The 12,735-nt window shown below is 69.5% G+C and carries 10 protein-coding genes and 1 rRNA gene; 9 read left to right on the plus strand and 2 right to left on the minus strand.

From position 1 onward, the window contains the following. Nucleotides 1-227: 227 nt before the first annotated feature. The 8 genes from ACZ7M2_RS21100 to ACZ7M2_RS21135 all read left to right on the plus strand — a co-directional run bounded on the left by ACZ7M2_RS21100 (nt 228) and on the right by ACZ7M2_RS21135 (nt 11,055). On the plus strand, nt 228-1,595 hold the full coding sequence (locus ACZ7M2_RS21100) for a S53 family peptidase (protein ID WP_471596507.1): 1,368 nt from the start codon (nt 228-230) through the stop codon (nt 1,593-1,595). 378 nt (nt 1,596-1,973) lie between these two features. Next, nucleotides 1,974-3,311 (plus strand): S53 family peptidase, encoded by a 1,338-nt coding sequence (locus tag ACZ7M2_RS21105; RefSeq protein WP_471596508.1) that lies wholly within the window; start codon nt 1,974-1,976, stop codon nt 3,309-3,311. 562 nt (nt 3,312-3,873) lie between these two features. Continuing rightward, nucleotides 3,874-4,182, plus strand: coding sequence for a hypothetical protein (locus ACZ7M2_RS21110; protein WP_054232206.1), 309 nt, complete (start codon nt 3,874-3,876; stop codon nt 4,180-4,182). Between the two features lie 186 nt (nt 4,183-4,368). Further along, nucleotides 4,369-5,229 (plus strand): DUF8175 domain-containg protein, encoded by an 861-nt coding sequence (locus ACZ7M2_RS21115; protein WP_471596509.1) that lies wholly within the window; start codon nt 4,369-4,371, stop codon nt 5,227-5,229. Continuing rightward, on the plus strand, nt 5,219-6,556 hold the full coding sequence (locus ACZ7M2_RS21120; protein ID WP_471596510.1) for a hypothetical protein: 1,338 nt from the start codon (nt 5,219-5,221) through the stop codon (nt 6,554-6,556). Before ACZ7M2_RS21115 ends, ACZ7M2_RS21120 begins: the two co-directional genes overlap by 11 nt. 14 nt (nt 6,557-6,570) lie before the next feature. Further along, nucleotides 6,571-8,112, plus strand: a complete 1,542-nt coding sequence (locus ACZ7M2_RS21125; protein ID WP_471596542.1) for an SCO6880 family protein — start codon at nt 6,571-6,573, stop codon at nt 8,110-8,112. Nucleotides 8,113-8,126: 14 nt separating this feature from the next. Then, a complete protein-coding gene (locus tag ACZ7M2_RS21130) occupies nt 8,127-9,551 on the plus strand; it encodes an ATP-binding protein (RefSeq protein WP_067371420.1) in 1,425 nt (474 codons plus the stop codon). Between the two features lies 1 nt (nt 9,552). Then, nucleotides 9,553-11,055 (plus strand): type IV secretory system conjugative DNA transfer family protein, encoded by a 1,503-nt coding sequence (locus tag ACZ7M2_RS21135; RefSeq protein WP_471596511.1) that lies wholly within the window; start codon nt 9,553-9,555, stop codon nt 11,053-11,055. A gap of 6 nt (nt 11,056-11,061) precedes the next feature. On the opposite strand, the gene ACZ7M2_RS21140 is transcribed toward ACZ7M2_RS21135, so the two are convergent. Next, a complete protein-coding gene (locus ACZ7M2_RS21140) occupies nt 11,062-11,604 on the minus strand; it encodes a GNAT family N-acetyltransferase (protein WP_471596512.1) in 543 nt (180 codons plus the stop codon). A 123-nt stretch (nt 11,605-11,727) separates the two neighbouring features. Between ACZ7M2_RS21140 and ACZ7M2_RS21145 the strand changes: the two genes are divergently transcribed. Continuing rightward, nucleotides 11,728-12,489, plus strand: coding sequence for a CDP-alcohol phosphatidyltransferase family protein (locus tag ACZ7M2_RS21145; RefSeq protein ID WP_471596513.1), 762 nt, complete (start codon nt 11,728-11,730; stop codon nt 12,487-12,489). A gap of 151 nt (nt 12,490-12,640) precedes the next feature. Here the strand turns inward: ACZ7M2_RS21145 and rrf are convergent. Next, nucleotides 12,641-12,735: ribosomal RNA gene (gene rrf / locus ACZ7M2_RS21150) — 5S ribosomal RNA — on the minus strand; the annotation flags it as partial.

Genomic DNA, 12,735 nt, shown 5'->3' on the forward strand with positions numbered 1-12,735 from the left:
GAAGCGAGTCAAGCCGACGTCAACTTCCAGCCAACGAGGGGCCATTGAGGGGTCACCCGATCACCCGGGTTCGGTAAGGCGGAAGTCAGAATTCCAGATCACTCTTGTTTGTCGCGTACTCAACAAGCGAGTGTCTACGCGGGTCACACGACCCGGCCGCCGGGGACATGACACCGACGGCAACAGCACCCGCACCGCCCCTGTCAACCTCTCTCAGGAGCTGTACGTTGCGTACTACACCCCCCATACCCCCCACACCCGGCAACAGATCGGCCGCACGCACCGACTGGCGCCGCTTGGGCTCCGCGGCCGTCGCCACCGCCGCCCTCCTGGTGGCCGGTTTCGGCACCGCCGTCGACGCGAGCGCGGCGGCCGGCACGACCGCGACGAAGACCGTCGTGAGCAAGAGCACCGCCGCCCAGGCCAGTTCGGCCAAGGTCACCTGGACCCGTTCCTGCGCCGAGCCCAAGAAGAAGGGGGAGATGGCCTGCAACGCGCTGCGCGTGACCGGCGGCACGACCGCCTTCATGCAGGCCAACGCGCACGCGAACGCCGTCACCCCCAAGGCCGCCGCCGACTCCCCCACCGGCTACGGCCCCAGCGACCTCCAGGACGCATACGGCCTGACCGACGCCGCCGTCTCCAACGGCTCGGGCAGGACCATCGCGATCGTCGACGCCTACGACGACCCGAACGCGGCCTCCGACCTCGCCGCGTACCGCTCGTACTACGGCCTCTCGGCATGCACCGTCGCCAACGGCTGCTTCAAGAAGGTCAGCCAGACGGGCTCCACGACCTCCCTGCCCTCCGCCGACAGCGGCTGGGCCGGTGAGATCTCGCTCGACCTCGACATGGCCAGCGCCGTCTGCCCCAACTGCAACATCACGCTGGTCGAGGCGAAGTCCTCCTCCATGGCCAACCTCGGCACCGCGGTGAACGAGGCCGTCAAGCTCGGCGCGAAGTACGTCTCCAACAGCTACGGCGGCTCGGAGTCCTCCTCCGACACCTCCTACGACAGCTCGTACTTCAACCACCCGGGCGTCGCCATCACGGTCAGCGCGGGCGACGAGGGCTACGGCGCCGAGTACCCGGCCGCCTCCAAGTACGTGACCTCCGTCGGCGGCACCGCGCTCTCCTCGAGCTCCAACAGCCGCGGCTGGACCGAGAAGGTGTGGAACACCAGCAGCACCGAGGGCACCGGCTCCGGCTGCTCCGCCTACGACGCGAAGCCGACCTGGCAGACCGACACGGGCTGCTCGAAGCGCATGATCGCGGACGTCTCGGCCGTCGCCGACCCGGCCACCGGCGTCTCGGTCTACGACACCTACGGCGACGGCACCGGCTGGGTCACCTACGGCGGCACCAGCGCCTCCTCGCCGATCATCGCGGCCGTGTACGCCCTGGCCGGCACCCCGTCCAGCGGCTCGTACCCGGCGAAGTTCCCGTACGGCTCGGCCGGCACGTCCGCGCTCAACGACGTGACGTCGGGCAGCAACGGCTCCTGCTCCACGAGTTACTTCTGCACCGCCAAGTCGGGCTACGACGGCCCGACCGGCTGGGGCACCCCGGAGGGAGTCTCGGCCTTCACCGGCTGATCGCATCACCCTCCGCACGGCACGGAGCCGCCGGGTAACGGATCAAGTGGGGATCCGCCGGCGGCGTCCGGGACGGGCCGCGGCAGCCTGCCGCGGCCCGTTCGCCCTCACGTCCACCCGATCGGGAACTTGGGTAAATCCCTTGACCTGCCTGTGAGTTGCGTCAAGTGGCGCTCAGCCGCAGTCCATCGAGCGGCCATCGAGGAGTAACGCGGCGGCCTCGTTCAGTAATGCGGAAGTCAGGATTCCAGACGGCTCTTGTTGTCACGTACTCAACAAGAGGATGGTCATCGGCGGGCCGCTCGGCCCTCCGCCGGGGACACCGCACCGGCGGCGCACCCGCACTGCCCCTGTCAAACACTCTCAGGAGGCTGTCCGTTGCGTACCTCGAATCCCCAAGAGCCCGCCAGACCCGCCGTACGCGGCAGGTGGCGCCGTATCGGAGCAGCCGCCGTCGGCACCGCGGCTCTCGTCCTCGCCGGCTTCGGCGCCGCGGGCCCCGCGAACGCCGCCCCGGCCGCCAAGGCCACCGCCACAGCCGCCTCCACCTCCTCCAAGGTGACGTGGAGCCCGGCCTGTTCCACCCCCGCGAAGGGCCAGATGGCCTGCAAGGCGCTGCGGGTCACCGGCGGCACGACCGCCTTCCAGAAGGCGGGCGCCCACGCGGACGCCGTCACCCCGAAGGCCGCCGACGCCGCCACCCCGTCCGGGTACGGGCCGAGCAACCTCCAGAGCGCCTACGGCCTGACCTCCGCCGCGGCCTCCAACGGCTCGGGCGAGACGATCGCGATCGTCGACGCGTACAACGACCCGAACGCCGAGGCGGACCTCGCCAAGTACCGCTCGTACTACGGCCTGTCGGCCTGCACCACGGCCAACGGCTGTTTCAAGAAGGTCAGTCAGACCGGCTCGACGACCTCCCTGCCCTCCAGTGACGCCGGCTGGTCCGAGGAGATCTCCCTCGACGTCGACATGGCCAGCGCCATCTGCCCGAACTGCAACATCCTGCTCGTCGAGGCCACCTCCGCCACCATGGCCAACCTCGGCAAGGCGGTGAACGAGGCCGTCACCCTGGGCGCGAAGTACGTCTCCAACAGCTACGGCGGCTCGGAGTCCTCCTCCGACACCTCCTACGACACCTCTTACTTCAACCACCCCGGGGTCGCCATCACCGTCTCCGCGGGTGACTCCGGCTACGGCGCCGAGTACCCGGCCGCCTCCAAGTACGTGACCTCCGTGGGCGGCACCGCCCTGTCCACCAGCTCCAACAGCCGCGGCTGGACCGAGAGCGTCTGGGAGACCAGCAGCACCGAGGGCACCGGCTCCGGCTGCTCCGCCTACGACGCGAAGCCGACCTGGCAGGCCGACACGGGCTGCTCGAAGCGGACCGTCGCCGACGTCTCGGCCGTCGCCGACCCGGCCACCGGCGTCTCGGTCTACGACTCCTACGGGGTCACGGCCGGCTGGTACACCTTCGGCGGCACGAGCGCGTCCTCGCCGATCATCGCCGGTGTGTACGCCCTCGGCGGCACGCCCTCCAGCAGCTCCTACCCGGCGTCCTTCCCCTACGCGTCGGCCGGCACCTCGGCCCTCAACGACGTCACCTCCGGCAGCAACGGCAGCTGCGGCTCCAGCTATCTGTGCACCGCGAAGTCGGGCTACGACGGCCCGACCGGCTGGGGCACCCCGGAGGGAGTCTCGGCCTTCACCGGCTGACCCGCCGGAGACACGGAAAACCCCCGAAAGCACGGGAAAGCGGGGGGAACTGCCGGGGAGGACGTGGGGATCCTCCGGCAGTGCGGGGAACGGGCCGCGGCAACCAGCCGCGGCCCGTTTCCGTGCGCCACGGCGACGGGGATAGCCTTCGGGGCAGTGGCCGTGCGTCCACATCGGGCGGACGCGCGACCCGGAGAACATCGGCTCGACAGCCCGTCAGAAACACGACGGGCACGCAGGGATGCTGCGAGGAGCGGCGGGGTGACCGCCCCGCACTCGTCGTAGAAGGGGTTAACGACGGAACCACACCACAGGTTCCGGTTCGACTTCATTGCCCGGCGTGACCAGCCGTGATACACAGAGTGACCTTACGACTCTTTGCATACCGTCGCACGCCTCCCGAAAGGGGCCCGCGCACGCCGGTGACAAGGGATTCGTACGAAAACCGCCAATCAATGACGCCAAGTCGACATACGACAGCGGCATTGTCGGCGAGAATGGGCCCGACCTCTGCGCACAGTGGCAGGGGGTGCAGAACTACCCACTAGGGGCGGTGACTTACATGCTTTTCGCAGCCGACAAGGGCGACATCACCACAATCATCGGCGGAATCGCCCCGGACTGGGGTCCCTTCGGCAGCCTGGGCAACGAGGCCAAGACGATGATCCAGGTCGTGATGGCCGTCGCCATCCTGCTCTGCCTCGGGATCGCGATCTGGGGAGCGGCGAAGCAACGTATCGGAGCAACGGCGCTCCGCGACACGTTCAGCGCCGAACAGGGCAAGGGTCTGATCATCGCGGGCCTCACCGGGGTCTTCATCATCGGCTCCCTCGGCACGCTCTTCACCATCGTGTACGGCATGGCCGTCTAGCTTCGGCCGGGCACCCGGCTCCTCACCTCATCTCCTCCTTCCCTGTCCGACCCACCCGTCCGTCGTGCCCACCGGCTGAGGTTGCGTTTCCCTGATGTCGAGTCACCACACCGCGTCCGCGCGGGAACCAGCACGGCTACCGTCGTACTACGCGGTTCAGGAAGAGGTTGAGGGGGCGTACGCGACATGAGTCTCGGTGACGAACCCGGATACGGGGACGGCTCCCGCGGCGACGACGGGGGATACGGGGGTACGGGCCAGACCCGGACCCGCCTCCCCGACCGCCCCGGAGACGTCTACGGCGGCGCCCGCCGTGGCCGCTCCTCCTCGCGGAGCCTGGTGACGGTGGTCGGCGTCGTCGTCCTCCTCATCGCGGCCATCGCCTTCGCGAACCGTGGAGGAGACGATTCCTCTTCCTCCTCCGGAACCGGCAACTCAGGCGGCAACGCCACCAAGACCTCCCCCACGTCCCCCTCGGGCCAACGCCCGGTGGACACGAACACGGGGGGCATCCCCACGGGGTTCGCGCACAACGAGCAGGGGGCGCAGAGCGCGGCGGCGAACTACGCGGTGGCGCTGGGGTCGACGAGCATGTTCCAGAAGGCCAGTCGGCACAACCTGGTCGACACCCTCTACACCTCCGCCGCGGCCGGCCGCCTCCAGGGCCCGCTGGACGACGCCTACTCGACGGGCTTCCTCAACAAGCTGGGACTCGACGCGGCCGGCAACGCGCCCCGGGGCAGCACCTTCGTCTCCCGCACGATCCCCGTCGGCAGCAAGGTCGAGCAGTACAGCGCCACCGACGCCAAGGTGTCGGTCTGGTACCTGGGACTCATCGGAATGTCCGCGCAGAACTCGACCGACCCCGTCGCCTCGACCTGGAAGACGTGGACCTTCGAGTTCCAGTGGTCCGGCGGGGACTGGAAGATCGTCACCGACTCGCAGAAGGACGGCCCCGCCCCGGTCCCCGGCGACGACAAGGCCGCCACCTCCGACGAGATCAGCAAGGTCATCGAGGAGTACGGAGGGTTCACTTATGCCCGGTAGCCCGCGCCGTGTACTCAGGCTCACCGGCGCCGTCGCGGCCGTACAGACCGCGGTCGTTCTGCTGGCATCCCACGCCTACGCGGCTCCACCGAGCCCGACGCCGAACTCGAGCCCCAGTCCCAGTGCGAGCGCGAGCGCCTCGACCGACTCGTGCAGGCTCATCGTCGGCGAGGCCAAGAAGTACTGCGAAAAGGGCAGCACCACCGGCGGTACCACCGACCCCGGTACCACCTCCACGCTCGACCCCCTCTCCTCGCTGGCCAAGGGCTGCGCCGAAGCCGCGTCCTGGACCATCGACAAGCTCTCCGCGGCGGTCAAGGACACGGCGAACGTCGACTTCACGAACCAGAAGTTCCTCCAGCAGTACGCCGTGGTCTTCGCCGCGTCCACCATCCTCACCCTCCTCCTGTGGCTGCTGGCCGTGGCGAAGCGGGCGGTGCGAGGCGTCCCCCTCGGCACCGCGATCTCCGAGGCGATCGGCTTCCTCTGGCTCACGGTGCTGGCGTCGGCGTTCACCCCGCTGATCCTCTACACCGTCGTCTCGGCCAGCGACGGCGTCACCGACGTCCTCGCCAAGACCACCGGCAACCAGACCGACACCTTCTTCGGCACCTTCTCCGGCGCCCTCGCCAAGGGCGAGAACATCGGCGGCGGCCCGATCATGCTGATCGTCGTCTCCCTGGTGTCGATCCTGGCCGCGGGCGTCCTGTGGCTGGAGCTCGTCATCCGCGCCGCCCTGCTGTACGTCGGCGCCCTGCTCGGCACCGTCGTCTACGCCGGGCTCGTCGACAAGAACCTGTGGGGCCACGTCCGCCGCTGGGCCGGCATCATGATCGCCGTCATCCTGGTCAAACCGGTCATCGTGATCGTGCTGGGCCTCGCCGGCGCGCTGTCGACCAACGGCGGCCCGGACTCCTTCTCCGCCGTCGTCTCCGGCCTCGCGATCATCCTGCTCGCCATCTTCGCCAGCGCGATGATCTACCGCTTCGTGCCCGGCTTCGGGGACGAGATCGCCAATGGCCGCAACAACCGCATCATGCAGGGCGCCGAAGGCAAGGCCGCGGCCGTGATCAGCTCCCCCGCCACCCTGGTCGCCCAGGGCATCAAGACCCACAGCACCCGCGCCGACAACAACGGCGGAGGCGGCGCAGGCGGCGGCAACAGCCAGCCGCGCCCCGCGAACCCCGTCTCCGGAGGCGTGTCCGCCCACAGCACCCGTACGCCGAACGGAGGCGGCGGATCTGTCCCCTCCGCCGCACCCCCACCACGTACCGGCAACACCCGCAACAGCAGCAGTACCAACCGCACGGGAGGTGAAGGGCGTTGACGACCGATTCCCACGTGTCCCATCCGGTCACGCCCCGCCGTACATATCTGATCGGCCGCGCCCGGCCGAACGCGATCGTCGGCCGGAACCGCGAGTCCGGCGAGATCGCGCTCATCATCGCGGGCGCGTTCCTCGGCATGATGTGCGGCTTGCTCGTCCCCGTCCTGTCCCTGCGGATCGTGCTGCTGATGGGCTTCCCGCTGGTGGCCATCGCCGCGGTGTACGTCCCGTACAAGCGCCGCACGTTCTACAAGTGGTTCGAGATCAACCGCAGTTACAAGCGCAACCTGCGCGGCGGCACGGCGTACCGCAGCAGCGTCCAGGAGGCCGGCACGCGTCTGGACGGCAAGGAGGTCGAGATCGGGCCGCCGCCGGGCATCGGCCGTATCTCCTGGCTCGCGGCCCCCTTCGGCCCCGACGAGATCGCCGTACTCCTGCACGCCGACCGCCGCACCGTCACCGCCGCGATCGAGATCGAGGGCCCGGGCGTCGGCCTGCGCGACAGCGAGGACCAGGAGGCCCTCGTCGACCGCTTCGGCACGCTGCTCAAGCACGTGGCGAACGGCGACGGCTTCGTCACCCGCCTCCAGATGCTCGCCCGCACCCTCCCCGCCGACCCGGACGCCCACGCCAAGGACGTCGCCCAACGCGGGGACGAGAAGGCGCCGCCCTGGCTCCAGCAGTCCTACGACCAGCTCCAGTCCATGGTGTCCACCAGCAGCGAGCAGCACCGCGCCTACCTCGTCGCGTGCATGCACTACAACCGTGAACTCGCCGCCGAGGCCCAGGCCATGGCGCGCGCCGCCCGCCCCCAGGGCGGCAAGAAGCTGGACCGCGACGCCGGGCTCGCCGTCGTCATGGCACGCGAGCTGACCGACATCTGCTCCCGCCTCCAGGAAGCGGACATCCGCGTACGCCAGCCGCTCGGTCAGGGGCGACTGGCCTCCCTCGTGCACTCCATGTACGACCCCGACCACCCGATCGACCACATCCAGGCGATGACGAAACGTAATGCCTGGCCCGCCGAGCTCGACGCCATGGAGCCCACCTACCTCCAGGCGAAGACCCGCGAGTCCTCCACCCGCGCCCCCTGGTGCCACGCCACGGCCTGGGTGAAGGAATGGCCGATGACCCCGGTCGGCGTGAACTTCCTCGCCCCGCTCCTGGTCCACACCCCGGACGTCATCCGCACCGTCGCCGTCACGATGGACCTCGAACCCACCGAGGTCGCCATCGAGCGCATGCTGACGGAGAAGACGAACGACGACGCCGAGGCCAGCCGCCAGCTGAAGATGAACCGCACGGTCGACCCCCGCGACGTCGCCTCCCACAACCGCCTGGACCAGCGCGGCGAGGACCTCGCGAGCGGCGCCGCCGGCGTCAACCTCGTCGGCTACATCACGGTCAGCTCCCGCTCCCCGGAGGCCCTCGCCCGCGACAAGCGCACCATCCGCGCCTCCGCCGGAAAGTCGTATCTGAAGCTGGAGTGGTGCGACCGCGAGCACCACCGGGCCTTCGTCAACACACTGCCGTTCGCCACCGGAATCCGCAGGTAGGAGCTGATGTTCTGATGCGGGATCCGCTGTCCGCCGCGACGGACGCCTTCACGGGCTTCCTCTTCGGCAAGGTCGAGACGACCCGCCTGCCCGTGCGCACCTCCACGGGCCAGGCCCAGGCGGTCTACCTGCCGACCGCCGCACCCGGCCTCGGCGACTCGGGCGTCATCATCGGACGCGAGGTGTACTCCGGGAAGGGCTATATCTACGACCCCTTCCAGCTGTACGGCCAGCAGCTCCCCGCGCCCCACTGGCTGGTGCTCGGCGAGTCCGGCAACGGCAAGTCGGCGCTCGAGAAGACCTACGTCCTGCGCCAGCTGCGCTTCCGCGACCGCCAGGTCGTCGTGCTCGACGCACAGGGCGAGGACGGCGTCGGCGAGTGGAACCTCATCGCGGAAGAGCTGGGAATAACTCCCATCCGGCTGGACCCGACAGCGGCCCTGGACATGGGCATCCGCCTCAACCCGCTCGACCCGGCGATCACGACGACGGGCCAGCTGGCCCTGCTGCGCACGATCATCGAGGTCGCGATGGGCCACGGCCTCGACGAGCGCTCCGGCTTCGCCCTCAAGGTCGCACACGCCTATGTCAACGAGACGATCGTCGAGCGCCAGCCCGTACTGATGGACATCGTCGAACAGCTACGGCACCCCGAGCCGGAGTCGGCCGAGGCGATGAACGTCGCCATAGACGACGTACGGGCGTGGGGCCTGGACGTCGCCCTGGTCCTCGACCGCCTGGTCGACGGTGACCTCAGGGGCATGTTCGACGGCCCCACGACGGTGGGCATCGACCTCGACGCCCCGCTCATCGTCTTCGACCTGTCCCACATCGACCGCAACTCCATCGCCATGCCGATCCTGATGGCGATCGTCGGCGTCTGGCTAGAACACACCTGGATCCGCCCCGACCGCAAGAAGCGCATCTTCCTGGTGGAGGAGGCGTGGCACATCATCAACAGCCCCTTCGTGGCCCAGCTCTTCCAGCGCCTGCTGAAGTTCGGCCGACGCCTGGGTCTGTCCTTCGTGGCGGTGGTCCACCACCTGTCCGACGTGGTGGACGGCGCGGCGGCCAAGGAGGCGGCCGCGATCCTGAAGATGGCGTCCACCCGGACGATCTACGCCCAGAAGGCGGACGAGGCACGGGCGACAGGCCGGGTGATCGGCCTGCCCCGGTGGGCCGTCGAGATCATCCCGACCCTGACGCCCGGTATCGCCGTCTGGGACGTCAACGGCAACGTCCAGGTGGTCAAACACCTCATCACCGAGACCGAACGCCCCCTCGTCTTCACCGACCGCGCCATGACCGAGTCCTCCGCCGACCACCTCGCCGACGACGCGCTGCGCGCCGCCGAACTCGAGGCCGAGGAACGCGCCGCGGCCTTCGTGGAGCAGCACCTCGCCGACCTCGACGGTTCGTCCGAGTCCACGGTGGCGTGAGATGAGCCGGGACGGGCGGGACCGCCGCAAGGCGGAGAGCGAGGGCGGCATCCCGGACGGCCTGCTGGTCGGGGTGCTCGCCTTCCTGCTCGGCATGACCTTCCTGATCTGGTCGGCCACCGGACTCGCCGGCTGGTTCGCCCAGGGCGCCTGGCCGAACGCGGTCACCTTCGCCCGTACGCCGCTGGCCCTGCGGCACCTCATCGGGCACCCGCACGATATGACGGGCGCCTGGCCGGACACCCCCGCGGACCAGCTCTCGGGGTACGGGCTCTTCTGGGGCCTGTTCATCGGCCAGCTGATGGTGCTGGTCGTGATGACCATCTTCGTGATGGGGACGTGGGCACGGTGGCGCGCGGTCCGGGCGAGACGCAGGGCGGGGGCGTACGCGAGACAGGCGCCGACGCCGATCCCCGCTCCGGCACCTGAACCGGCCACGGCGCAGCTTGAGGTTCCGGTACAGCGCCCAGCGCCGGAACCGACGGAGCTGCTCCCCGCAGAGACGGCACCGCACCAGCCCGCGTCGGCCACCTTGGCGGCGGACAGTAGACGGGTGGGCGGGTGGGAAAGCAACCGCGCAACAGCCGCGCTCATCCTCGGCCCCGCCGAAACCCGCCACACCACCGCGATCCAAGCCGTACGCGACGCGGACGGCCCCGCCCTGGTGGTCACCTCCAACCCCGCCATCTGGTCGGAAACCAAGGACGCCAGAGCCAAACTCGGCCCCGTCCTCCTCTACGACCCCTCCCACCTCTGCGACACCCCGGCCCGCCTCCACTGGTCCCCCTCCACCGGCTGCGAGGACAAGACAACAGCCGCGTCGAGAGCCACCGCCATCCTCGGCCCCGTACGCCCCACCGCCAAGGTCGACCAGGCCATGGCAGACGTCGCCGAAACGCTCCTGCGCAGCTATCTGCACGCCGCCGCGGTGGAGGGCAAGGCCTTCCGCCACGTCCACAGGTGGGCCCAGGGCACCCAGGTGCAGGACGCCGTACGAGCCCTTCGCACCAACCCCAAGGCCGCCTCCGGCGCGGCGGGCGAACTCGAGGCCGCCCTCACCTCACACCCGGAACGCCGCGACATAGCGCAGGAGTTGACGGCCCGCGCCCTGTCCGCCCTCTTCACGGTCAACGTCCGCGAATCCTGCACCCCGAACCGAAGTGACGCCCTCACGCTGGATTCCTTCGTCAACGAAGGGGGCACGCTCTATGTGGTCGGTGAACCCATCGAGGACCCCAAGGCGAACCCCGGCGCGATGCCGCTCCTGACGGCCCTCGCCTCAAGCGTGGTCGAGCGCGGCCGGCGCATGGCCGAACGGTCATCCTCCGGTCGCCTCGACCCACCACTTACGCTCGTCCTGGACGACGTCGCCGCGGTGGCCCCGCTCCCCCAGCTCCCGGAGCTGCTCGCCACCGGAGCCGGCCAGGGCCTGCCCACCCTGGCCCTCCTCCGCTCCCAGGAACAGGCCAGGGCCCGCTGGCCCCACCACGAACTCCCGGCCTGACGACACCTACGGCCTGGCGATCACAAACTCCAGATCCTGGGTCCCCTCGTTCCCCTGGGATGCCACGGATCCCCCGGTCGGCACGAAGCCCGTCTTGCGGTAGAAGGCCTCGGCGCGCCCGTTCTTCTCGTGCACGAACAGCCGTACACGCTCGAGCCCGCGCTCCCAGGCCCAGCCGAGAGCGCCGTCGACGAGCGCGTCCGTCACACCACTCCCCCGGTGCTCGGCCCGCACGAAGACACCCACCAGATGCCCCTGGTCCTGGTCGATCACAGCATCGAAGAAGTCCCGCTGCCCGGCCTTCTCGACCAGCATGACCACGGAACCCGCCCACACCCCGTCCGGCCCGACCGCGACGAACTGCCGCGCCCCGTCCCCCTCGGCGGCCCTCGCCGCCCGCTCCTGCCAGAACGAGTCGGGCCGGGCCGCCGCCTGCTCGTAGGTCTCCAGGAACGCGAGGTGCGCCACGGGATCCCGCAGGGCGGCAAGCCGCAACTCCTTGACCGCGGGCCACTCGTCGGCACTTATGGAACGAATCACATGGTTCATGGAACCCACCGTAGTCTTCGCGTTCGACATCGCTCATCTGAATTCCACCCTGCCGATCCCCGCCGTCCGGGACCCCGTCATGCTCTTCCCTGTACTCACATTGATCCCAGGGGAGAAAGCCGCATGACCAAGGTCCAACTAGAGGAACTCCGCGAGGTCATCCACCCCGCGGGCAAGCTGGAGAGCAGGGCGGAACACTGGGCCGGCCGCCTTTACATGCGATCGCTCTCCCTGCGGGTGACCCGGCTGATGCTGGGCACCCGCGTTTCACCGAACCAGATCACGACGGTCATGGTCTTCGCGGGCGTACTCTCCGGAGTCGCCCTGGTCGTCCCCGGCCTGGCCGGCGCCGTACTGTCCGTCCTCTTCATGCAGTTGTATCTGCTCCTGGACTGCGTGGACGGCGAAGTAGCGCGCTGGCGACGCCAGTTCAGCCCGCTCGGCGTCTATCTGGACCGCCTCGGCGCCTACCTCGCCGACGCCGCCGTCATGGTCGGCATGGGCATCCGCGCCGCCGAACTCGGCCTGAACCTCTACCTGGTGGCCGGCCTGGCGGCCGCGATCGGCGTACTGCTCCTGAAGTCGTCCTCCGACCTCGTGCACGTGGCGCGCTCCGACAGCGGCATGCAGAAGGCCACCGACCAGTCCGTCGTCCCGCGCTCCAGCGGCCTCGCCCGGGTCCGCCGCCTCACCTCGGCCGTCGGCCTCCACCGCCTGGTCAACGGCATCGAGTGCACCATCCTGCTGCTCGTGACAGCGGTCGTCGACCTGGCGCTCGGCGACCTGACGGCGACGAAGATCGCGACCGTGGCCGTGACGGCGATCGTCTGGCTGCTGGTCCCCGCGCACATCGTCTCGATCGTCGCGTCGTCCCGCCTGAAGTAACCGAGTCGCCCGCAGGAACCGAGTGAGGGCATGCGGGGCTGTTGTCCGGCCCCGCATGCGCCCCGCCGCCTCCGCAGCCGGGCACCAAGGTGAACGCAAAAGAGCCCCAACTTCGGGTACCTACCCGAAGTTGGGGCTCTTCTCAAAATTTGTTCGGCGGCGTCCTACTCTCCCACAGGGTCCCCCCTGCAGTACCATCGGCGCTGTGAGGCTTAGCTTCCGGGTTCGGAATGTAACCGGGCGTTT

The sequence above is a fragment of the Streptomyces sp. NPDC111507 genome, from assembly GCF_055638955.1.

Coding starts and splice junctions, on each gene's coding strand:
- ACZ7M2_RS21115 (WP_471596509.1), top strand. CDS start 4,369: ATGAGTCTCGGTGACGAACCCGGATACGGGGACGGCTCCCGCGGCGAC.
- ACZ7M2_RS21120 (WP_471596510.1), top strand. CDS start 5,219: ATGCCCGGTAGCCCGCGCCGTGTACTCAGGCTCACCGGCGCCGTCGCG.
- ACZ7M2_RS21135 (WP_471596511.1), top strand. CDS start 9,553: ATGAGCCGGGACGGGCGGGACCGCCGCAAGGCGGAGAGCGAGGGCGGC.
- ACZ7M2_RS21145 (WP_471596513.1), top strand. CDS start 11,728: ATGACCAAGGTCCAACTAGAGGAACTCCGCGAGGTCATCCACCCCGCG.
- ACZ7M2_RS21130 (WP_067371420.1), top strand. CDS start 8,127: ATGCGGGATCCGCTGTCCGCCGCGACGGACGCCTTCACGGGCTTCCTC.
- ACZ7M2_RS21110 (WP_054232206.1), top strand. CDS start 3,874: ATGCTTTTCGCAGCCGACAAGGGCGACATCACCACAATCATCGGCGGA.
- ACZ7M2_RS21140 (WP_471596512.1), bottom strand. CDS start 11,604: ATGAACCATGTGATTCGTTCCATAAGTGCCGACGAGTGGCCCGCGGTC.